20 protein-coding genes, 1 pseudogene and 1 riboswitch are annotated in these 21,369 nt (G+C 40.8%); of the genes and pseudogenes, 12 read left to right on the forward strand and 9 right to left on the reverse strand.

Annotation, left to right across the window (positions count from 1 at the left end; all coding sequences use genetic code 11):
* Positions 1-150: 150 nt before the first annotated feature.
* Positions 151-672, forward strand: a complete 522-nt coding sequence (locus JCM16418_RS10980; protein WP_036648689.1) for an SDR family oxidoreductase — start codon at positions 151-153, stop codon at positions 670-672.
* 85 nt (positions 673-757) lie between these two features.
* On the opposite strand, the gene JCM16418_RS10985 is transcribed toward JCM16418_RS10980, so the two are convergent.
* Entirely contained in the window at positions 758-1,804 is a 1,047-nt protein-coding gene (locus tag JCM16418_RS10985) for a stalk domain-containing protein (protein ID WP_036648691.1), read from the reverse strand.
* A gap of 295 nt (positions 1,805-2,099) precedes the next feature.
* Positions 2,100-2,186, forward strand: a riboswitch (cyclic di-GMP riboswitch).
* A 155-nt stretch (positions 2,187-2,341) separates the two neighbouring features.
* Here JCM16418_RS10985 and JCM16418_RS10990 point away from each other — a divergent pair.
* The 3 genes from JCM16418_RS10990 to JCM16418_RS11000 all read left to right on the forward strand — a co-directional run bounded on the left by JCM16418_RS10990 (position 2,342) and on the right by JCM16418_RS11000 (position 8,158).
* Positions 2,342-4,534 (forward strand): discoidin domain-containing protein, encoded by a 2,193-nt coding sequence (locus JCM16418_RS10990; protein ID WP_081765404.1) that lies wholly within the window; start codon positions 2,342-2,344, stop codon positions 4,532-4,534.
* Positions 4,535-4,539: 5 nt separating this feature from the next.
* Complete coding sequence (locus JCM16418_RS10995) at positions 4,540-5,166, forward strand: M60 family metallopeptidase (protein WP_036648693.1); 627 nt, start codon at positions 4,540-4,542, stop codon at positions 5,164-5,166.
* Positions 5,167-5,287: 121 nt separating this feature from the next.
* Positions 5,288-8,158, forward strand: a complete 2,871-nt coding sequence (locus JCM16418_RS11000) for an NPCBM/NEW2 domain-containing protein (RefSeq protein ID WP_036648696.1) — start codon at positions 5,288-5,290, stop codon at positions 8,156-8,158.
* An 83-nt stretch (positions 8,159-8,241) separates the two neighbouring features.
* Here JCM16418_RS11000 and JCM16418_RS11005 read toward each other — a convergent pair whose 3' ends face one another.
* The gene (locus tag JCM16418_RS11005) at positions 8,242-8,670 is read right to left on the reverse strand and encodes a MarR family winged helix-turn-helix transcriptional regulator (RefSeq protein ID WP_036648699.1); all 429 of its coding nucleotides are present in this window, start codon (positions 8,668-8,670) and stop codon (positions 8,242-8,244) included.
* Positions 8,671-8,803: 133 nt separating this feature from the next.
* On the opposite strand from JCM16418_RS11005, the gene JCM16418_RS11010 reads away from it, so the two are divergent.
* Positions 8,804-9,391: an NAD(P)H-dependent oxidoreductase gene (locus JCM16418_RS11010; RefSeq protein ID WP_036648701.1), complete on the forward strand. Its 588-nt coding sequence runs from the start codon at positions 8,804-8,806 to the stop codon at positions 9,389-9,391.
* A gap of 82 nt (positions 9,392-9,473) precedes the next feature.
* Here the strand turns inward: JCM16418_RS11010 and murG are convergent, their stop codons facing one another.
* Both murG and JCM16418_RS11020 read right to left on the reverse strand, forming a co-directional pair.
* Positions 9,474-10,577, reverse strand: a complete 1,104-nt coding sequence (gene murG, locus JCM16418_RS11015; protein ID WP_036648704.1) for an undecaprenyldiphospho-muramoylpentapeptide beta-N-acetylglucosaminyltransferase — start codon at positions 10,575-10,577, stop codon at positions 9,474-9,476.
* Positions 10,574-11,560: an SDR family NAD(P)-dependent oxidoreductase gene (locus JCM16418_RS11020; RefSeq protein WP_036648707.1), complete on the reverse strand. Its 987-nt coding sequence runs from the start codon at positions 11,558-11,560 to the stop codon at positions 10,574-10,576. Before JCM16418_RS11020 ends, murG begins: the two co-directional genes overlap by 4 nt.
* A gap of 390 nt (positions 11,561-11,950) precedes the next feature.
* Between JCM16418_RS11020 and JCM16418_RS11025 the strand changes: the two genes are divergently transcribed.
* On the forward strand, positions 11,951-12,292 hold the full coding sequence (locus JCM16418_RS11025) for a zinc ribbon domain-containing protein YjdM (protein WP_036648710.1): 342 nt from the start codon (positions 11,951-11,953) through the stop codon (positions 12,290-12,292).
* 107 nt (positions 12,293-12,399) lie between these two features.
* On the opposite strand, the gene JCM16418_RS11030 is transcribed toward JCM16418_RS11025, so the two are convergent.
* The 5 genes from JCM16418_RS11030 to JCM16418_RS11050 all read right to left on the reverse strand — a co-directional run bounded on the left by JCM16418_RS11030 (position 12,400) and on the right by JCM16418_RS11050 (position 15,805).
* Entirely contained in the window at positions 12,400-12,696 is a 297-nt protein-coding gene (locus JCM16418_RS11030; RefSeq protein ID WP_036648712.1) for a putative quinol monooxygenase, read from the reverse strand.
* Positions 12,697-12,756: 60 nt separating this feature from the next.
* Complete coding sequence (locus tag JCM16418_RS11035; protein ID WP_036648714.1) at positions 12,757-13,185, reverse strand: MarR family winged helix-turn-helix transcriptional regulator; 429 nt, start codon at positions 13,183-13,185, stop codon at positions 12,757-12,759.
* 54 nt (positions 13,186-13,239) lie between these two features.
* Complete coding sequence (locus tag JCM16418_RS11040; RefSeq protein WP_036648716.1) at positions 13,240-13,878, reverse strand: nitroreductase family protein; 639 nt, start codon at positions 13,876-13,878, stop codon at positions 13,240-13,242.
* A 216-nt stretch (positions 13,879-14,094) separates the two neighbouring features.
* Positions 14,095-14,769, reverse strand: a complete 675-nt coding sequence (locus JCM16418_RS11045; protein ID WP_036648717.1) for an ABC transporter ATP-binding protein — start codon at positions 14,767-14,769, stop codon at positions 14,095-14,097.
* 1 nt (position 14,770) lies between these two features.
* Positions 14,771-15,805: an ABC transporter permease gene (locus JCM16418_RS11050; RefSeq protein ID WP_036648719.1), complete on the reverse strand. Its 1,035-nt coding sequence runs from the start codon at positions 15,803-15,805 to the stop codon at positions 14,771-14,773.
* Between the two features lie 429 nt (positions 15,806-16,234).
* Between JCM16418_RS11050 and JCM16418_RS11055 the strand changes: the two genes are divergently transcribed.
* The 6 genes and pseudogenes from JCM16418_RS11055 (at position 16,235) to JCM16418_RS11070 (ending at position 21,359) form a co-directional block, all read left to right on the forward strand.
* Entirely contained in the window at positions 16,235-17,065 is an 831-nt protein-coding gene (locus tag JCM16418_RS11055) for a YitT family protein (RefSeq protein WP_036648721.1), read from the forward strand.
* Positions 17,066-17,495: 430 nt separating this feature from the next.
* Positions 17,496-18,472 (forward strand): annotated as a pseudogene (locus JCM16418_RS11060) (ring-cleaving dioxygenase).
* A gap of 103 nt (positions 18,473-18,575) precedes the next feature.
* Positions 18,576-18,710, forward strand: a complete 135-nt coding sequence (locus tag JCM16418_RS26900; protein ID WP_081765405.1) for an FtsX-like permease family protein — start codon at positions 18,576-18,578, stop codon at positions 18,708-18,710.
* A 151-nt stretch (positions 18,711-18,861) separates the two neighbouring features.
* Entirely contained in the window at positions 18,862-19,929 is a 1,068-nt protein-coding gene (locus JCM16418_RS25840) for a cation:proton antiporter (RefSeq protein WP_242403792.1), read from the forward strand.
* A complete protein-coding gene (locus JCM16418_RS25845) occupies positions 19,905-20,891 on the forward strand; it encodes a cation:proton antiporter (RefSeq protein WP_242403793.1) in 987 nt (328 codons plus the stop codon). Before JCM16418_RS25840 ends, JCM16418_RS25845 begins: the two co-directional genes overlap by 25 nt.
* Before the next feature lie 111 nt (positions 20,892-21,002).
* Positions 21,003-21,359, forward strand: coding sequence for a nucleotide excision repair endonuclease (locus JCM16418_RS11070; protein ID WP_036648723.1), 357 nt, complete (start codon positions 21,003-21,005; stop codon positions 21,357-21,359).
* Positions 21,360-21,369: the final 10 nt, after the last annotated feature.

Genomic DNA, 21,369 nt, shown 5'->3' on the forward strand with positions numbered 1-21,369 from the left:
AGCATCGGGCGAGTTTTTTTATTGTTTTCCCCGATACAAATCGGCAATCGTAACAATTTCTGTTATCGTTATTTTTTTGAAATCTTTTTTGCCCATAAGCAAAATCAAAGCATGTTTTAATTCTTTCCGTGATTTGCTCGTTCTTCGATTATGTTTAATCAACAAAATCAAGAAAAAGTGGCAGTTGTAACAGGAGCAGCATCAGGCATGGGAAAGGCGATTGCTGAATTGTATGCTAAAGAAGGAGCCAAAGTCATTGTAGCCGATCTTAATATAGAAGGTGCAGAAGAAGTTGCCCAAGGAATTATAAATAACGGTGGAGTAGCCAAAGCATTGCAAGTAAATGTGGCCAAACTAGAAGACATCGAGAACATGATTGATACAGCAGTAAGTGAATACGGAACCCTTGATGTATTAGTGAATAATGCTGGTATTATGTATGGATTTGAAGCGGTTGGTGAGGTTAATGATGAGAGATGGGATCTAGTATTCGATATAAACACCAAGAGTGTCATGCGTTCTATTCGTAAAGCACTACCGATCTTTCTGGAAAAAGGTGTGGGTTCATCCGAAGAAATTGCTAAGGTTGCTTTATTCTTAGCTTCCGAAGATTCTAGTTTTGTAAACGGAACCGTGATCACTGCCGATGCTGGTTGGACTTCTGCATTTTAATAGAATGACCATAAAAACAGCCGCTACTTCCGAAGATTCGGATGAAGAGGCTGTTTTTGTGTTGCATAGATAGGATGAAACAATTCTAAAATACTCTCCGAGCAGTAACGAACCGTTTCTTCCACTGGCTGTCGAAGGTTTCCACATGCACACCAAGTTCTTTGGAATAGGTGTGCAAAATCTGATTGTTACCAGCATAGATGGCAACATGTCCTATGTCCAGTTTACGTGCACTGAAGAACAATAGATCACCTTTACGCAGTTCGCCAATTCCTACTTCCTTGCCTACTTTGGCTTGATCATAGGATACACGTGGAAGATCGATGGATAACGTATCTTGGAATACGCGCTTCACAAAAGAAGAGCAATCAAAGGTAGCTGTCTGATCAGGTGATGCACCGAATACGTATGGAGTTCCTAAATACTTTTTTCCATAAGCGAGTAACGCATCTCCTTGCTGTTCAATAAGGGCAGGGCTCGAGTAATCGGTATATTTCGGTTTCGCCGATATGTAGCCGGTTTGATGGTCTTCTGTACGCACTTCTAACCATAAAGCGTCGACCTCACGGATGACATGAACTTTTGCGCCCGCAGATAGCATCTCTATGTTTGTAGAGACACTTGTGGAGTCGGGTGAGCTCCGTAGATTAACACCCCAAAGAATAGACGTTTCATAGTTAATGGATGATGAAATTTGGACCGAATGATTGCTGGCATCCCATGTAACGGTGCTTCCGAGTGCTTCACTGACAAAACGAAGTGGAATTAAGGAATAGCCATTCGAAATTTGACCTGGAACCGATAAATTGATGGTTTGTCCATTTAGATTAGCTGTATGATCCCCAAGGCGATAGGTTAGCGTGGTTCGATCCTTAGTCGCTGTAACAGTTTTATTCGTGTTATTCCAAGTCAGCTTAGCTCCCTGAGCTTCAAACAAACCACGCATAGGAACGAGTACGGTACCCTTTACGTTGAGTGGATTTGCTTCAGGTTGAAGCTGGCGTCCGTCTAAATAGATGGTTATCGGATTAGAGGACATCTGTTTTTGTGGTGTCGTTTCAGCATGAGCAGAAGCCGAGAATAATAAGGACGTACCTAGTAGAAAAAGAAGTGCACTTTTACTTTTTGTCATACGTTATGTTCATCACCTTGTTGTTAGATTTGTTCATATCAATAGATAGAACTAGTTCACCCTATAATAGTTGGACGAAGAGGAGACAAAATGGTTTTGTACCAATTATTGGCAACTTAATTCAAGTGGTTGCGAGCAGGGATTTCTGAGTGTTCTTTAATGTATAAATAAGTCTAAAGTAACAATAAGTAACCTAGTTATATGTAAAAAGATAATCTTAATTACCCATGCATATATCCAACCATTTATTCATGTCGAAATATGTATAATTATGTTACTGTTTGAATGTAATTTGAAACTTTATAGGCAAACCTATAGAAATGTAGGGACGCAAAGCTAAAGGGACTAATGTCTTAAATGACGATGTCAGCCAGCTGCCAGAGAGTGTATATCGCTTTTTGTTATTTAAGGTTTAGTAAAAATGAAATCTTAATTTTTATGCGAACTTTATACACAACGAAGCTACTCTTTTGGGTAGTTTTTTTTACGCCTTTTTTTGGGGTATCGGTCATAAAAAATAATTGATCTGGGGGAAAAATGATGAAGAAAATGATTGCCATTGCAACATCCGCAGCCATGCTTGTCAGCTTTTCAAGTGAGGTAGGTTCTGTATTTGCAAGTGATATTCAGAATACAAATGTAGCAAAGAATGTCTTGGCAAGTCGAGCGGTGACAACAAGTACGGCGTCTGTTGCTCCGTTTGAGTTATACGGGAAGGACATTTTGAATGCGTATAACGATGTCTTTAAAATGAATCGCGTACATATTAAATCGATTACGAATAATGGCGGGAACTATTCGAGTTCTTCAATTGATAAGGCCATCGATGGTGATATGAACACGCACTGGGAAACAGGCAAACCGAATACGGCAACATTTACAAATGAAGTTATTTTTAAATTAGACCAAGCCACTACTTTAAATAGAATTGTGTATGCAGCTAGACAATCCAGTGTTACGGGTAAGGGATTTGCGCAAGAGTTCGATATTTATGGCTCAGATACAGATGATGGCGATAACTTCGCGCTCGTTTCATCTGGAGAATATAAAGGATCAACAGGTAGTATAGTTGCCATTCAGTTTGCACCAACGACATTTAAGAGAATTAAATTTGTATTTAAAAAGGCGAATCAAGATTGGGCGAGTGCAGCTGAATTTTCCTTTTATAAAGAAGACGCTGTATCCGATAAGATGAAGAATTTATTTACAGACGCTACCTTGAGTCAAGTAAGTACAGAATATAATACGTTAGACAAGCTAACTGCTTTAGAAAATGAAGTAAAGACGCACCCACTGAACGCTCAGTTTAAAGCAGATATCGAGAATGCAAAAATACTTATTGAGAATCACCAATTAACCTCATCTACTGCGAAAGTTTCTACATTAAAAGGATATGGTACCGATTATGATGCCGCTTATGGTGAAGCGTACCGGATGCCTAATTCGAATGTATCCAAAGTAACAACAAACGGCGGAAGCTATTCGGGTACGAAGCCAGAATATATGCTAGATAATCTACCTAATACACATTGGGAAACGAATAGAAACAATGATGCTAACTTTACGAATGAAGTCGTATTTGAATTAGAGCAAGCGGAAGTGCTGGATCGAGTGGCTTTTTTGGCTAGAGATAATCGAAAAGGTTTTCCTGAGTCATTTGAGATTTACGCATCTGAAATGAGTAAAGGAGACACGTTCCAACTTGTTTCTAGCGGAACCGCAAGCAGCACGAATGACTTCATGCAATTTAAATTTGAACCAACGAAGTTTAAAAGAATAAAATTCAAATTCACCAAGGCCAATATCGATCGACCTTTTGCTGCAGAGTTTAGATTTTATAAAGAAGATAAAGTCAGTGAAGCGGTAAGTGGCTTATTTACAGATGGCACGATGAGTGCGGTCGTACCGGCGTATAATAGCATATCTAAAATTAATGAACTAGAGAAACAAGCGATGACACATCCGTTATATCCGATTTTCAAAGACTCGCTAGACTTAGCAAAGAAAATTGTGAATGGCGAAGTGAACATGGAAGGGAATATTATCGAGGCTGAGCAACACGGAGATATGAAGAAGCATGCGCAGCAAAATTTGCGATTCGGCTTCGGTACGAATAATCAGCCTACAGGGCTCGTGGCTATGCCAGGACAACAGATCAATGTATACGTAGATGTCGATTCGAATGATAAGCTACCATCGTTAATCTTCTCGCAGCAAGAGGGATCTTGGTCCAGCTGGGCAAGAGGAGTACAATTACGTCCCGGGAAAAACACAATCACTGTGCCTGATATTCCTAAGGACGGAAACTACGCCCATAATGTAACCAAAGGTGGGTCCGTATATATTGTTAATCCGTACACGGCTGAAGAGCAAGGCAAGGCTCCAATAATCCGCTTTGAAGGTCTAGTAAACACGCCGCTTATGACCAAGGATACAGATCCAGCTAAATTCAAAGCTGCATTAATCGCGTACAAACAAAAGCTAGATCAAGACAAAGCGGATCATCCCAATGTTGTAGATCGACAACTGATTGATGTCGCTGAAATCGCAAGTGACCGGATTATTTTCACAGGGACAGCTACGGAAGCTTACAATCGATTTATTACGCAGGATAACAATCCGATGGATACCGTAACGGGTTATGATGTATGGATTAGTAAAGTATTTGAGCTTTATGGTCTCGATGCACACAGCATAAGCATGATCCAAAGCTCATTCGTGAGAATATAAGACTGATGCAGCCGTTTGGTGCGATGTATGCAGCGGGTGATCATACCGGGATACAAGATGGAACGGTTGGTTTGATGTTTGATGATTTCAGCAAGGCTTATCCAGGCTGGGGACTCAATCATGAGATTGGACATCGATTGGCAGTGGGTGAACGGGAATATGGTGAAGTGACGAACAACATGGTGTCCATGCTGATGTCTGTCGCTTCTCAATCGATCGATGATCGCATTCCATATGAATCGGATATTTATAAGTATGTCATTGAAGAAAATAAAGTCGTGATGGATCAACAGGGACTTTTTGCGAGATTGGGAGCATTCTGGCAACTAGAGCTAGCTCACCCGGGATATTGGACAGAGCTGAATACGCTGTATCGGGATCGGAAGGTTTCTCTAGCGAATGGTGACAACTCGAAGCAGCAATACTTGATCGATTTCTCCTCGGAAGTGCTGGGAATGGACTTGAGTAGCTTTTTCGCAAGACATGGTTTCACCGTGAATCCAGAAACCAAAGTGAAGGTAAGCAAATATCCTGCGTCCAAACCGTTATGGTACTTGAATAACTCGCTTATTAACTATAAAGGAAACGGCATAGAGGACAAGAATACCCCGGTAAAAGTTAGTGTGAGCTAATGCGACAGCGAAGTCGAATACGCTGAGTTTCAGTATAGATAACCGTTCTAAGAAGGATCTTCTAGGCTACGAAATCTATCGAAATGGTGTCCTTGTAGGCTTTACGGGTAACGACCAATTCGTGGATCAGAATGTAGATGCGGCTTCGAACTATACGTATAAAGTGGTTGCTTACGATAAGAAATTAAACACGCTGAAACCCGTGGAGTTTAAAGCGTTTAAACCGACCTTATCTGTAGAGGATCAAGTGACATTGAAGCTGGGTCAAACATTTGATCCTATGAGCTACGTGAAGGCAGCTAATTATCAAGGGAATGATATTACAAGTGAAGTTGTGATTAAATCGAATAACGTTAATACCTCGCAAAAAGGAAGCTACCAAGTCGTATATGAAGTGAAGGGCGGCGGAGTATCGGAGAGCAAAACAGCAAACGTTACGGTAACGAGTAATTTTGTGTATGTATCTGATCTGAATGCCAAGTCCGTATCAGTCGGCTGGGGTGAATTAAAGAAAGATAAAGCTCCTGCGGAAACTGCAATTACGCTAGTTAGACAAGGATTGCCTGCAACGTATGCCAAAGGAATCGGTGTTCATGCGAACTCAGAGGTTGTGTACGATATTGAGGGCAAAGGGTATGACTTCTTTGAAAGCTATATCGGAATTGATCAGGCCGTAAAGGGACAAGCATCCTCGGCCACGTTTGAAGTATATGTGGACGGAGAGAAGAAGTTTGAGAGTGATGTGTTTAAGGCAGGTACAGAGCATGAATTCGTAAATATACCGGTTACAGGGGCGAAAGAGATTAAGCTTGTGACTACAGATGCCAAGGATAATGGAATTTCGTCGGACCACACGGTCTGGGCAGATGCCAAGTTTACGAATACTTCAAGTAAGCCTACCATCACGCTACCGGAAGAAACGACATTTGTGAAGCTCAATCATGATTTCAATGTACTCCAAGATGTTGTTGCCGCGGATAAAGAAGATGGGGACTTAATTGGACAAGTTGAAATCAAGACGAACGGGTTTAATACAAGCAGAACAGGAACGTACAATGTAGAGCTTTCAGTTACAGATCGTGATGGAAATACAACCACTTCCACTAGAAAAATTGTTGTGTATAGTGCTAGTAAGTATCTGACTGATATGAACTGGCAATCGGCGAGAACCGATTATAATGTGGTTCGTAAGGACAAGTCCAGCTCGAACAATACGATTAAGTTACTCGTTAACGGTATAACGAAGGATTTTGCTAAAGGAATCGGTACGCATGCAAACTCTGAAATCGTGTATAACGTTGCGAATACGAACTACGAGTATTTCGAGACTTATGTCGGTGTCGATCGTAATATTGCTGATCAAACTAACTCTAGTGTTATTTTCAAAATTGTAGCCGATGGTAAAGAAGTGTATAACAGTGGTTTGATGAAATATGGTACAGAAGCTAAACTAGCGCGAATTCCCGTTAAAGGTGTCAGCGAGCTGAAGCTGGTTCTTGATAATGCTGGCAACGGAAATGCTTCGGATCACGGAGATTTTGCAGATGCGAAGTTCCTTATTCTGAATAATACGCCAGAACTGACGATTCCGAAGTCTGTATCCACTAAGGTGGGTCAAGAAATCGCTTTGAATGACAGCTATTCGGCTTCGGATTCGGAGGACGGTGATTTAACTGCACAGGTACAAGTCACAGGAGCAGATCGAGTTCATTTTAATAGAACTGGCAAGTACCCAATTACGTATACGGTAACGGATAGCGATGGAAATACATCGACCCAAACGAGAACGATAGCGGTTGTTGATATGAACGATTACAAGTATCTATCCGAGTATGACTGGAGTTCTACTCAAAATAGTTATACTGCACCGAGGAAGGATATTGCGATCAGTGATAAGGCTCTGCGATTAACCGATGAGAACAATCGTGAAGTGGCATATGAAAGAGGCATTGGTGCGCATTCCAACTCCACCATTGTATATGATTTAACGGATAAAAATATGGATTATTTCACTTCATTTGTAGGTGTAGATCGCCACATGTATGGTACCATCGGTTCCGTAAGCTTCGAGGTATATGTGGATGGAGAGAAGAAATACGATAGTGGACTCATGAATTCTAGAGACCCGCAGAAGTTCATCGAAGTCGATATTAACGGAGCGAAGGAACTGAAACTAGTAGTTACGGACGGCGGAAATGGTAACGGATCAGACCACGCTACATGGGGAGATGCAAAATTGCATTTTGCTAATGCGGAGAAGCTTTATAAAGGGGATCTAGAACAGGCCATTATAGAAGCTAAGGCTAAGGATCGAGAGGGGTATACATCGGAAAGCATGGCCTCTTTAACGGCTAGCATTGAGCAGGCGGAAGAACTTTTGGCTAATCCATCCGTTTCGCAGAGCGAAATAGACGCAGCTATTGGAATGATAAAAGCAGCAACAGATGGTTTAGTTGAAATTGACCTGACTCAAGTCATTACGGTCAAAGACCGTTATTTAAATGATTCCATTAAGAAAACACTTGGCATTACGGGTAATATTACGCTAGGTGATATGTATAAGCTTACAACATTAACAAGTGAAACGAGAAGGGCTAGATCGCTTGATGGTCTGGAATATGCTAAGAACTTAGTGACGCTCGATATTACTGGGAATGAAGTCACTAATTTTGCCCCCCTACAAGGACTAAAGAAATTGGAAAACCTACTGATTGATCCTCAGGTGGTTGAAGTGGGCACATTAAAAGGACCCATCGCTATTGTAGACAATCTAGTTACGGGATTAGACGGAAATAAGGTAATTCCTTATATAGCGGCGGCTAGAAATAATAAAACGCTAAAAGAGGTCACATTAGATGTAAACGCTTGGGCAGAGAACCCTAATCAGTTTACAGCAGATCTGTCGAATGAAGCGAAAGGTCTATACACACTCGTTTTAGCCTACAAGGTTAATGGTAATCTCGTGCAATTAATATATATGGTTAATAATTAATTATTCATTGAATCAATTAGAGCGTCAGCAGATAAATTAGGTTATCTGCTGACGCTCTTTATTTTTAAATATAGCATAGCAAACTAATAAAACACCTTGCGCTGAAGAAGCTCAAGTGCATGTTCGATCTCCTGTAATTCTTGCTCGGAAACTTGTGCAATTCGTTCAATAAATTGAGACTCCATATGCTTAAAGACCTCGTTCATCATCGCTTGTCCTTCTTCTGAAAGCCGGATACTTTGCTTGCGTCGGTCGTCTTCATCCGTCATTTTCTCGCATAATTTCTTCTCGCTTAACTTTCTTAACTCCCGACTCGTATTGGGCATAGACATATGCATGCAGTCACTTATTTCGCTAAGCGTAATCGGTTGACTAACTGCGATGTATTCGAGAATTTTATATTGAACAGGGGTAATCCCTTCTAATTTCACTTCTTTGGTCATCTCATTTGTAATTTGATGAACAGCGGCCGTAAAGGTCACAAATTTGTGGAACATGACATTCTTGTCCATACAATCACCTCTATTGCCACCATATCAAAGTTATTATCATTAAACAATTATCAAATTATAATTATCAATTGACAATTAAATTACGGGTATGCTACTCTTTTGTTATCAAATGATAATTAAAGGAGTTGTTTTGATGAAGATGCTCATAATCTATACCCATCCGAATCATCGGAGCTTAAGTTATTCTTTTTTGCAGGAAGTCATTAATGGAAGCAAGGAGAACGCAAATATACAAGAAGTACAAATCCTGGATCTATACGAAGAAGATTTCAATCCTGTCTTGGTTTTTAATGAACATAAGCGTAGAAGAGATATGTATACCGAGCCAGGACTTGCGAAGTACAGAGACCAGCTTACCTGGGCCGATAAAATTGTATTCGTCTATCCCATTTGGTGGGGACGACCACCGGCGATGCTGCTCGGATATATCGATCAGATGTTTGCTTCGGGATTTGCGTATAAGGATACAGGTGGACTTTTGCCAGAGGGCCTCTTACAAGGAAAATCAGTGATTTGTATTTCCACAATGAAAGGGCCTACTCACTATCCATTACTATGGTTATATAATGCTCACAAAGTATTAATGCGCAAAGCGCTATTCAATTACGTTGGGATTAAAAAAGTAAAGTTCTTCGAATTTGGTAACATGGAGAGTCCGAGTGGAAAGCATAAAGAGAAACTAAATAAGATACATCGCTACTTCCAGTCGTTGAATGGTTAGTAAGAGATAGACCAAAGTAGACCAGAATAGCGACGACAGCAATAAAACAGAGGAGTAACCAAGATGCTAGTTTCATTCGATGCTAAACCTGCCTTGATTCTTGTACTCTTCCATCTTGGTGGCTTACTTCCTTGATTAAATTCATTACTTTATTGGCTCCTCCGCCATTCTCATGCTGTTTCATTGTATCCCTGTAGGTAAACCGATTCTCATATAATTTCATAATGGCGTTGATGAAGCTTTGATCAGACATCTCTTCTTGAAGTAACATCTCAGCGTAGCCAGCTTGTTGGAAAAGCTGGGCATGGGCAAGCTGACCAGATCTGCTCCCCCCATTGGTATGTGGAATGAGTAACATCGGTTTCAGTAAAGTAAGAAGCTCCATAATGGAGTTAGAACCTGCACGTGATACGACGACGTCCGCCATGGCCAATAGATCCGGCATTTCGCTGCTTTTGACGAATTCGTAGGATTTATATTCAAGCGTAGATAGGGATGGATCCACCTTACCTTCGCCACAGATATGAACCACTTGAAATGTATTTACTAACTCATGGAGTACATTCTTCACAACTTGGTTGATGCCTTGCGCACCTAAGCTTCCACCCATAATAAGTAGAACCGGCTTAGCGTAAGTAAAACCGCAGAAGGCGAGTCCTCTTTGTTTATCGGCTAATGTAAAGCCGTCTTTCAAGATGGGTCCGACATAGATGGCTTTAGAGGGCGCATTTTTTTGGGACGTTTCTAGAAAGGTGGTACTCATACGACGGGCAAAGGGAAGTGAGATTCTATTCGCTAATCCGAGGTTCAGGTCGGGTTCATGAATAATAATCGGCACTTTATTTAGCTTTGCCCCAAGTACTACGGGTACGGAAACAAAACCACCTTTTGAGAAAATAACATTTGGTTTTATGTTTCGAATGAGTTGATAGGATTGAAAAATGCCTTTCATAACCCGAAACACGTCGGTCACATTTTTCCAGGCGAAATAGCGTCTCAGTTTGCCTGTCGAAATCGTATGGTATGTCACTTCCTTGTGGTCAGACACGAGTTTTCGTTCAATTCCTTGTTCGGACCCGATATAATGGACATCCCAGTTCTCTTCTAGAAACTTGGGTATTAATACAAGATTACCGGATACATGACCTGCGGTTCCCCCACCTGTAAATACAATGGTTGCACTCATTGCAAGAACCCACCCTTTTGCAGCATGTCCTTTATCGCTGTTTTACTCATTAATGCATGATCCGAATCGTAGCTATGGAAATCGACTGGAATGCAGGATGCATACGCTTCGTGTAACCCTTCTATGGCGTAGGGGGGTAGAATTACATAATGGTAATCATCCAGATTGAGGGAATGTACGCTCTCGAACTCGGAAATAAGGGCTTCACTCAGACTTTCACCTGGACGGATTCCTGTCTCATGGATTTGGATAGGCTCCGTGGCCAGTTCATCAATAAGTACATGCGCAAGATCCTGAATGCTACAAGCAGGCATCTTGCTAACATATACTTCGCCGCCTCTGCTTTCCTCTGTCGCTTTCAATAGAAGGGTAATTGCATCATCTATGGTTAAGAAAAATCGACTCATTCGAGTATCCGTTAGCGAAATATCGAGCCCGTTCTCAATTCTTTGTTTGAAAATGGGAACTACGCTTCCCGTGGACCCAAGCACGTTCCCACTTCTCACACACACGAATCGGGTGCTTGTTTCTCTGAGATTAGCATGAACGACTAGCTTCTCCCCGAGTGCCTTGGTCATTCCGTAGGTACTCGATGGATGAGTGGCTTTATCCGTGGATACGTATATCATTTTCTTCACATGATGTTTAATAGCTGCTTGAATGACATGTTGAGTGCCGAGTACGTTCGTTTTCATCGCGCTGTCTGGCTGTTGTTCACAGATCGGTACATGCTTTAAGGCAGCTAAATGATAGATATAATCGACCTGCTGACAAGCTTGCATAATCTCATGTTTATCTCGTATATCTCCAATAATAAAAGTTAATTTAGGGTTATGATGGAACTCTTGCTTCATTTCTACTTGAAGGGACTCATTGCGCGAAAATATACGGATTTCCTTAGGTTCTTCCTCGAGTAATCTGGCTACGAGTGCTCGCCCCCAAGATCCAGTTCCTCCGGTAATTAATATCGTTTGATTCTGCAATTTCTTTCCTCCCATGCAAATCTTCATTCTTGAACTCATGCAATGCTTTGGTACAACATCATCATAGTGTTGGTATGTTACGCCAATATGGCAAAATAAAAAAAGGATATACAACCTAGAGAAAGATGAAAGATCAAAAGAGTAGTAGATATGTATATGAGTGGAGTTCTGGATGTAGAAAATGTAAGAGATTAAGAACTAATACGGGGATACTATTGTTCCAGATAGTGGAATAAGACATTAATATATTGTCAAAAAAGAGTGGATTCGTCAATATATGATCTTTTTTTACAAGAGCGTTTGTCTACAGGAGAAGATTATGACAGTATATAAGAATCTTAATTGATGAATCAACAGAAAATTTAAACTGAATGAATGGAGCTTATAATCATGTCTAGCTTACCAAATTGCCCGAAATGTAATTCAGAATACACATACGAGGATGGAAGTCTTCTAGTCTGCCCAGAGTGTGCTCATGAATGGTCACGAGTATCGGAATCTGGCAATAGTGAAGATGAGAAGGTCATTAAAGATGCCAATGGGAATGTCCTAAATGATGGCGACTCCATAACGATCATCAAAGATCTTAAAGTAAAGGGAAGCTCATCGGTCTTAAAAATCGGAACCAAAGTAAAGAATATACGCTTGGTTGATGGAGATCATGATATTGACTGTAAAATTGATGGTTTTGGAGCTATGAAATTAAAGTCTGAATTTGTGAAGAAGATATAGAAGAGTGTTTATGTATCCTATACAAAATGCGGCAGTCCAGGTCTTGTAAATAGACCTAGACTGCCGCTGCTGTTTTATATATATCTGTACAGGATCGTTAATAGATATTAACGTTGCACAGTCTCTCCGCTAAATACTTTAAGCTCCATCGGTGCTGCCATGAAAGCTGGGGCTTCCTGCATAAAGGCAGTGAAATGAGCACTTGAGTTATGCGAAGCAGTCGCCTCAACATCTTTCCATAGTTCGATCATGGTGTAATGATGTTCAAGCTCCGTGTTTTTCATGAGATCATAGCTAATGTTGCCTTCTTCTGTTCTGGTTTGAGGAATCAACGTTTTCATAACTTCTAAAAATGCCTGTTCTTGTTCGGGTTTTACTTGAAGGTGAGCATGTATAATAATCATCGGGTTCATCATCCTTTATCATCTATTGTGTATCATTAGGATATAACGGTGGGTTATATCCTAAAATTCTTGGATGTTATGCTGCATTCGGCCAAGCATTTTGGATAAAACATCTAGTTCCTCTTTGCCGAAATCTTGTAGCATTTTATTTACAAAGGTAACTTGCTCTTTCTTGGAGGCTACTATTCGTTTGCGACCTTCCTCCGTTAAACGAACAAGGGTAACTCGGTTATCTGAAGGGATTTTGCTTCTTACGACCATTCCGTCAGATTCAAGCTGTTTCAAATGACGGGTAATGGCTGCACTATCAATTTTAACAACTTTTTGCAGAGTGGACTGATTCACTTCATCGACTTGGTATAGATGGTACAACAGTTCATATCGCGATGAGCTAATGCCTGTGCAACGTTCAAACTTAGGACTGATTTGGTTGTTCAGTGCTTTAAGTAGATGAAAAATCTGTTCTTGATCTGAAAAAGTGCATTGCATCATTGACCTCCGGAGTACTTTGATGGATATACATACGAATCGTGTGTCAGATTATTATTTCCATGTTGTGATGGTTTCAATAGGTAGTCGGTACGATGCGTACCCTTCACTAGCTGCTTTACCAATGGAAATCAACATAATAGGAATGTAACGATCTTGATCCAAGCCATAGACTTGTGCAATTTGTTCCTTTTCATATCCACCCATAGGGTTGGTGTCATAACCGTGTGCTCTAGCAACAAGCATGAGCTGCATGGAGACGAGGCCAGCATCAAGAATGATTGCTTCTCTCATCTTTGTATCCGACATGGTTTCATAGAGAGGCGTAAATGCATTCAATTGAAGGTCTTTCATTGCCTGCGGCATATATCCAAGCTCAACCGCTTTACCGAAAATTTCTTCGGCATAGTCAAAGTTCTTCATATCTGCAAAAATAGCGATGACCGCTGATGAACTCATGACCTTATCCTTATTGAATTTAGCAAGATGACTAAGTTCTTCTTTTCCTTCTTCGCTATCAATGACAACAAAACGCCAAGGCTGCATATTCACTGAAGATGGTGCGAGAGTAGCTGCGGTTAACATTTCAGTCATTTCCTCATGGCTGATTTTTACGCTTGGATCATATGTTTTAATGGAACGGCGTCCATATACAATCTCGTTGAAGTCATTGGTTTTTTGAAAATTACTCATGATGGTTACCTTCCCTCTGCCTTTATAATTGACACCTCAATAATTGATGCCTCAATTAATATAATGCATTTTAATTATGAACACAATACAGAGAAATATTTACCATTAATTAAATGAATCTAATTCTTCACGTAGTTTATACACAACGTTAGTTGTACGTCGAAAAGGCAGTCCCAACGTGGACTGCCTTGACGTACAACATGTATGTTTATGAAATTATATAATCAATCCATCTTTCATGGTAATGATGTGATCGGCATAAGGAAGCATCTCTTCATCATGAGTCACAATTAAGGTTGTAATGTTGAGCGTATTGGTGAGATCGCGGATTAACTTCATAACATCCTTGGATCGTTTCGAGTCAAGACTTGCTGTAGGCTCATCGGCAAACAAAATTTTCGGTTTGTGGATAATGGCACGAGCAATGGCAACACGCTGTTTCTCCCCACCGGATAGCGATGCGGGATAAGCATCTTTTCGATGATCCATGCCGACCAGTTTGAGAATTTTGAATACTTCTTCTTTTTGCTCATGTTTGCTCATTTTTATTTCTGAAACATCTAGCATAAGCATTAACTGCTCCGAAACCGTGAGAAAGGGAACGAGATGAGAGGATTGAAAAATAAATCCGAATTTGCTTGCCCGTACTTTTCGAATATCCTCCTGGCTCATATCCGTCATGTCTTTACCTTCGAAAATCACTTGCCCGCCAGACGCACGCTGAAGACCTGCTGCAATGGTAAGTAATGTGCTTTTACCAGATCCTGAGGCGCCAACTAGAGCTGTTATTTCTCCTTCTTGCAGGGAAAGATTGATCCCGTTTAATACTTGTTCTTCCACTTCGCCATTGGTAAAAGACTTCTTAACTCCATCAATTGTGAATGTTGTCATATTACATCTCTCCTTGTTGGATGGCTTGTAATGGTTCAACTTTTTTAATTTGAATACCAGACAGCGTAGCACCAATAAAACCGATAATGACAAATATAATGGATAGCTCAATAGTTGTTGCAAGGGTTAGGCTGAAAGGCATTCCTTTTGGTGCAATCATATTGAAGCCCTGGCTAAGTGCAATAGATAAAATAAGTGCGATGGCTGTAATAAAGATCATTTGAGACCACATCATGCGGAAGAGTGCACTTGTTTTTACACCGATGGCCTTCAAAATGCCGTATAATCCGATTTTTTGCACATTCATCATGTAGAAGAAGATGGCGAACAACATGCCGCTGATGGCGACGAGGAACCAGATAATCATATTAAGGGACAGCTGTTCTGCACTGTAACTGGCGATGGTATTCAGGAAATCCTTATTGGAGAAGGAATCTAATCCATTAATCGCTTGAGGCTGATCCTGTCCAGGTATGAAAATCAGCTGCATGTTTTTGACACCATAAATTTCTTTGTAGTTGTCCATATTAATGAAAGCTACAGGCGCATGGCTATACTTCTTTTGATCCACGAATGCTGTGACTTTAAATTCACCTTTGAACTGATTATTCGTAAGGATATCACCAACTTTAAGACCATCGTCTTCAAGGGTTTTATCTAAGACAATTTCGCCGGGAGCCACGTTCTCGAATAAATTGGAATCGGTTGAGGTTACAAAGGCAACACTATGTTGTTTGTCCTCGGCATCGTTCAGGAATCCCATTTGAATGGATAGTGCCGCAGCATCTGGATGCTCCGTCAAAATCGTGTTCTGCACACTTGCATCTATCTTCGAGAGGTTATAGGTTTCATTCGCATCGGCATTCATATAGAAATGACCTTTGGGTAAATCCTTGATTAAAGCTGCGTTGTCTTGGGATAAACCATTTGCGAGTCCGGATATAATAAATGTTAAAAAACTAACGAGAAAAATAATGGAACCTAATATCGCAAACCGCATTTTACTTTTCTTAATTTCTTTCCATGCCATATTCATCTCTACGCCTCCGTTTCTTGGTTACAGATACGAGTATAATCCTCTACTATGAACGGAGCGTGAACGACAAAGATGAATAAGATTAGTCAGAAGGCAGAGAAGGCGTCGGATCGAAGCCAGCAAATGAAATCAAGCAATACGAAGGATACGAAGGCATTTATCGAAGGTACCATTGATATTCGGATTTAAACCATGATGCACTACCCCTGAAATTAAAGCATCTTAATGAAACTACGATGGAGTAGATTTATTAAGGTGCTTTTTAATGTAAAATGATCAAAAAAGCTGATTTCGTCAATATATAACTTTCTTCGACTGAACATGCGATATAATGAAGGTCTTGCCATCCGTTACCGTTTACGCAAACGCGGGGGCAATGTATCATAATATCAGCGACTATACCTCATCAAGCATCAAGAAAGGGCATCTATGAAAAAACGCATCTTAGATATTGTTGTCATCATGATAGGGGCATTACTGTTCTCATTGGCCATTAATCTGTTTGTCATTCCAAACGACCTTGGCGAAGGTGGAGTAACGGGAATCACCATTATCCTGTATTACTTATACCATTGGTCTCCGGGGCTTGTAAGCTTAATTCTCAACGCTATATTACTGATCATAGGTTATAAATTTTTGGATAAGACCACGACTGTGTATACGATTATTGCGGTTGTCTTTAATTCGTTATTCCTACATCTGACGGAGAGCTGGCATATTGAAACCGATGAGATCATCATCAACGTTATATTTGGTGGTATTTTCACAGGGGTAGGAATCGGTATGATCATTCGGGTTGGAGGTACGACAGCAGGTTCAACCATCATTGCGAGAATATTACATAAGTATTTGGATTGGAATGTGAGCTATGCGCTTCTGCTTATTGATTTAATTGTCGTTTTCGCCTCTTATTTCATTATTGGTGCGCAAAGTCTCATGTTTACGATTGTCATCCTCTATATCGGAACGAAGGTAATGGACTTCATTATTGAAGGAGTCAACCCGAAGAAGGCGGTTATGATTGTATCCAAAGAGCAGAATAAAATAGCCGAGCAAGTCAACGTGATCATGGAAAGAGGGGTTACCATTCTCTATGGGCGGGGATTCTATACCAACTCACCTCAAGAGTTACTCTATATCGTTATTAGTAAACAGGAAGTGAGCATGCTTAAGAAGATTGTAAGATCGGTAGATAAGGAAGCGTTCATAACCATTCACGATGTAAGAGATGTGTTTGGAGAAGGGTTTGTGGATATTTAGAGGTGATATGAGGGTGCCGTTATTGCTATAGTTTTCGCAGATCCAATATTCATGAACGACATTCCTCTCTTCTCTAAATATAAAAATTCCAGTGTATGTCATGATATAAATGCCCTACTCTGGATAAACTACATAAATCTTTAGATCAGAGAAGTACGTTTTGAAGTCTTTCCCTATAAAATTATAGACTATTTTATTGTTGAGTTTAATGTAGTTGTTTTCTGCGGTTCTGTTTAGAAATGGGTACATAGTTACTTACTATTTGACAGTGAATACGTTTCGTGATATATTTATCTTAAGTTAAAGATACTTTAAATTTAGGCAATTTATAGATGATAAGTAGACGTACATCAATGACGACGTATTAGGTTTTTTTATAACCATTACACTTTGCATAGAAATCTGAAAATTAAAATGGAGGTCAATTCACATGAACGGATTAAAAGGAATTCACCACGTAACGGCAATTACAAGTAGCGCAGAAAAGAACTATGAGTTCTTCACTTATGTATTGGGTATGCGATTGGTCAAGAAGACAGTAAATCAGGATGATATTCAGACGTATCACTTGTTCTTTGCAGACGATAAGGGTAGTGCAGGAACAGACATGACTTTCTTTGATTTTCCCGGCATTCCTAAGGTATTCATGGTACGAATGAAATATCTAAAACTTCCTTCCGAGTACCAACGGATGCGGCTCTGACGTATTGGGAGCAACGCTTTGATCGTCTAGAGGTAGCGCATGATGGAATCCAAGAGATGTTTGGTAAAAAAGTGCTTTCCTTCGTGGACTTTGATGACCAGAAATACCAGCTCATCTCAGATGAGAACAACACAGGTGTAGCTTCCGGCACACCATGGCAAAAGGGACCGATTCCACTTGATTATGCGATTACCGGTCTGGGCCCAATCTTTGTTCGGATCGCCAAATTTGATTACTTTAAAGAAGTGTTAGAGAAGATTTATGAGTTCAAGGAAATTTCACAAGAGGCTGCCTTCCACTTGTTTGAAGTCGGAGAAGGTGGAAATGGTGGGCAAGTGATTGTCGAGGATAGCCCTAATCTTCATCAAGCACAGCAAGGGTTCGGTACGGTTCACCATGTGGCTTTCCGTGTGGAAGACAGTGCGGCTCTCCAAGAATGGATTGAACGTTATGATATGTTTAGACTCCCATCGTCTGGCTATGTAGACCGTCACTTCTTCGAATCTTTGTACGCTAGAGTAGCACCACAGATTCTGTTTGAACTGGCAACGGATGGACCGGGCTTCATGGGCGATGAGCCTTATGAAACGTTGGGAGAAATGCTATCGCTGCCTCCATTCCTAGAACCAAAACGTGCTCAGATTGAGAAGCTCGTTCGTCCAATCGATACCGTACGCAGTACCAATGAATTCATTAAAGAATAATGAAGGTGGTGGCCCCGCCATCATATATATCAAAGGAAAGAGCACCCTCGTAGGTGCTCTTTTTGTATGACGAAAAGCAATTAAGGATATCGAAACCTCTACAATGATCCTAAAGCGCAAACGCGAATTCGGGATACTAAAAGCGACAGGGTACACCACGTTTCAGCTTATGACCCAGATTGCAATGAGCTTTGTTCCGATTGTGATTATTGGCTATGTTCAAATGTGCATAGGTTGATAACCTATTATATTAATGGTTAAATTTATTCATGGAATATCTTCGTTAAGGGAAGATTATTCACATCAATCTACTACACACTTCCGAAGTGTACGAAGGTCGCTAGAACTTTCTCTGGCATGGCTTTTCTTTGAAAGGAGCAACACCCTAGATGGAACTTTTTATAATGATATTGGTACTTCTCGCTCTTATCGGGGTATCCAATGTCATTAATCGTCAGCTCCCCTCTGTTCCCGTGCCACTTATTCAAATTGCTTTGGGTAGTGCCATCACATTTATTCCGTCCGGTTTCCATATGGAGCTGGAGCCTGAGCTTTTCCTTGTCTTATTCATTGCGCCACTTCTCTATAATGATGGGAAGCATACACCTCGCAGCGAACTTTGGCGTCTTCGCGCACCTATCTTTCTGCTGGCTATAGGTCTTGTATTCGCGACTGTATTTATGATTGGGTATGCTATTCATTGGATGATTCCTTCCATACCGCTTCCAGTTTCATTTGCGCTCGCGGCTATATTGTCGCCTACTGATGCTGTAGCTGTAGGAGCACTCGCAGGTAGAATCGGTCTGCCTAAGAGCTTGATGCATTTGCTCGAAGGTGAAGCGCTAATGAACGATGCTTCGGGACTCGTCGCCTTTAAATTTGCGCTTGCTGCTGCTGTCACCGGATACTTCTCCTTGTCCGAGGCAAGTGTGAGTTTCCTAATTATTGCTATTGGCGGCGTGATTATTGGTGTGATCTTAGCTTCACTTATTACGGGACTACGTTTCTTATTACGTAGATCCGGTCTTGAAGATGAGACACTGCATATGCTTATACATATATTGACGCCATTTGCTTTGTATCTGATTGCAGAAGAATTCGGCTTGTCAGGCATACTCGCTGCAGTTGCAGGCGGTGTGATGCACGCGGTCGAACGTGATAAGTCCAATAAAGCTAGACCACGAACGCATGAATTATCGGATAACACATGGTCGGTTATTTTATTTCTGTTAAATGGTCTCGTGTTTGTTCTTCTAGGCTTGCAGCTCCCTGAAGTATTTAGAACTATATTCAAAAGTCCTGACTTCAATAATTTTCAGGCCATTGGATATGCCCTTATTATCTTTATTATGCTTATTGTACTTCGATTCTTATGGACATTCGCCTTCTCCAGAGGGGGCAAAGTATTTGGGGGACTAAAAATAAGGATGAAATGTCCTTTAAGGTCTTGGCCATGACTGCGATATCAGGCGTTCGCGGAGCCGTTACATTAGCGGGTGCATTCTCCATACCGCTTGTCATAGCGAATGGTGATCCTTTTCCGGAGCGCAGCTTGGTTATTTTCCTAGCAGCTGTCGTGATCTTACTATCTCTGATTACAGCAAGCATCGTGCTTCCTCTATTAGCAAAAACCGATAAAGGGAATGCCGAAGCGGAGCTTGAAGAGAAAGAGCGCCAAGGACAATACAAGATGATGAATGCAGCAATCCAAGCGATCAATCATGCTAAGAATGAAGAGAATGAGGTTGAGACCGAGGCTGTACTAAGGGATTACAATCGTTGGATTAGGCAATTCCATCCTCGTGCACGTAGACAAGGGAACCTGCGCATTCATAAAAAGGAAGCAGGTCTACGTATTGCTGCACTTGAGATTGAGCGCGAGAAAACGCGGGAAATGCTTGCGAGCGGTGACATAACCAAAGAACAGGCTGCATTATTCTTAAAAGCTTTAGAACAAATTGAACTGACCTTATCGAGGTCAACGCATCTCTGGGTCATTATTATGAAAACGGTGGCTAGAAAAATAAAAGGGGTCTTCTTCAAAAAAGAAGTGAAGCCAACGTACAAGCTATCGGGTTTTGATAGGGAAGTCATGAGGAGCATTAAACTTCAGACAAGCAGCGCTGTAATAGAAGCTCTGGAGAAGAAGAAGTCAGGTCCCAATAAGAATGAGGTCACGGATATCGTTAACCATTACCATCTCATTATAGAGAGGCTTTCGAAGCCTTTTCAGGGTAGGCATCAAGATCAAAGTGAAGGAAATGAAGAAGTACGAAGAGATCTACACTGGATCGCCATCCAAGCGGAGCGAGATGAGGTTCAGCGTTTATATGAACGCAGCGAGATTAGCCGAGACATTGCTAATGAGCTTAGACGAATCATTCGTGATCGCGAAGCATCTATTCTGGAGCAAGAATAAAGGAAAGCCCTTATGTAAGACCAAGTAATGGGTTTATCGTATGAGTCATTTCACTCCGATTAGATATGTGATACGATATATACCTATATCGAATGAGGACGTGAATAACCATTGATTAATATTACTCTTCCCAATGTGGATGTTTCGATTACCAAGCAGGCTAATCCTGTACTAAGTCATATTTATGGATTTACAGATTTTATTCAAATTCCAAGAGATTATGGCGGCATATTTATGTTCTACAACGACGATGAGGAATTGCTGTTTGTGGGTAAAGCGAGAAAGCTAAGACCCAGAATTAAAAAACATTTTGAGGATACCGTATCCCCAATGAAAATGCATCGTGATGAGGTCACTAGAATTGATGTATCGCTGATCGAGAATCCGGTTCATAGAGAAATCTATGAAACGTATATCGTGAATGAGTTCAAGGCCAAATACAATGTAGATAAAGTCTTATATAAATAAGATGGATATG

This window comes from Paenibacillus pini JCM 16418 (assembly GCF_000576305.1).
Lineage (GTDB): Bacteria > Bacillota > Bacilli > Paenibacillales > Paenibacillaceae > Paenibacillus_AQ > Paenibacillus_AQ pini.

What these genes read in the sequence shown, in the direction of transcription:
- murG (WP_036648704.1), bottom strand. Translation starts at nt 10,577, where the DNA reads ATGAGTGCAACCATTGTATTTACAGGTGGGGGAACCGCAGGTCATGTA.
- JCM16418_RS10985 (WP_036648691.1), bottom strand. Translation starts at nt 1,804, where the DNA reads ATGACAAAAAGTAAAAGTGCACTTCTTTTTCTACTAGGTACGTCCTTA.
- JCM16418_RS11025 (WP_036648710.1), top strand. Translation starts at nt 11,951, where the DNA reads ATGTCTAGCTTACCAAATTGCCCGAAATGTAATTCAGAATACACATAC.
- JCM16418_RS25845 (WP_242403793.1), top strand. Translation starts at nt 19,905, where the DNA reads ATGTCCTTTAAGGTCTTGGCCATGACTGCGATATCAGGCGTTCGCGGA.
- JCM16418_RS26900 (WP_081765405.1), top strand. Translation starts at nt 18,576, where the DNA reads ATGATCCTAAAGCGCAAACGCGAATTCGGGATACTAAAAGCGACAGGG.
- JCM16418_RS25840 (WP_242403792.1), top strand. Translation starts at nt 18,862, where the DNA reads ATGGAACTTTTTATAATGATATTGGTACTTCTCGCTCTTATCGGGGTA.
- JCM16418_RS11040 (WP_036648716.1), bottom strand. Translation starts at nt 13,878, where the DNA reads ATGAGTAATTTTCAAAAAACCAATGACTTCAACGAGATTGTATATGGA.
- JCM16418_RS11010 (WP_036648701.1), top strand. Translation starts at nt 8,804, where the DNA reads ATGAAGATGCTCATAATCTATACCCATCCGAATCATCGGAGCTTAAGT.
- JCM16418_RS10995 (WP_036648693.1), top strand. Translation starts at nt 4,540, where the DNA reads ATGCAGCCGTTTGGTGCGATGTATGCAGCGGGTGATCATACCGGGATA.
- JCM16418_RS11005 (WP_036648699.1), bottom strand. Translation starts at nt 8,670, where the DNA reads ATGGACAAGAATGTCATGTTCCACAAATTTGTGACCTTTACGGCCGCT.
- JCM16418_RS11045 (WP_036648717.1), bottom strand. Translation starts at nt 14,769, where the DNA reads ATGACAACATTCACAATTGATGGAGTTAAGAAGTCTTTTACCAATGGC.
- JCM16418_RS11055 (WP_036648721.1), top strand. Translation starts at nt 16,235, where the DNA reads ATGAAAAAACGCATCTTAGATATTGTTGTCATCATGATAGGGGCATTA.
- JCM16418_RS11050 (WP_036648719.1), bottom strand. Translation starts at nt 15,805, where the DNA reads ATGAATATGGCATGGAAAGAAATTAAGAAAAGTAAAATGCGGTTTGCG.
- JCM16418_RS10980 (WP_036648689.1), top strand. Translation starts at nt 151, where the DNA reads ATGTTTAATCAACAAAATCAAGAAAAAGTGGCAGTTGTAACAGGAGCA.
- JCM16418_RS10990 (WP_081765404.1), top strand. Translation starts at nt 2,342, where the DNA reads ATGATGAAGAAAATGATTGCCATTGCAACATCCGCAGCCATGCTTGTC.
- JCM16418_RS11035 (WP_036648714.1), bottom strand. Translation starts at nt 13,185, where the DNA reads ATGCAATGCACTTTTTCAGATCAAGAACAGATTTTTCATCTACTTAAA.
- JCM16418_RS11030 (WP_036648712.1), bottom strand. Translation starts at nt 12,696, where the DNA reads ATGATTATTATACATGCTCACCTTCAAGTAAAACCCGAACAAGAACAG.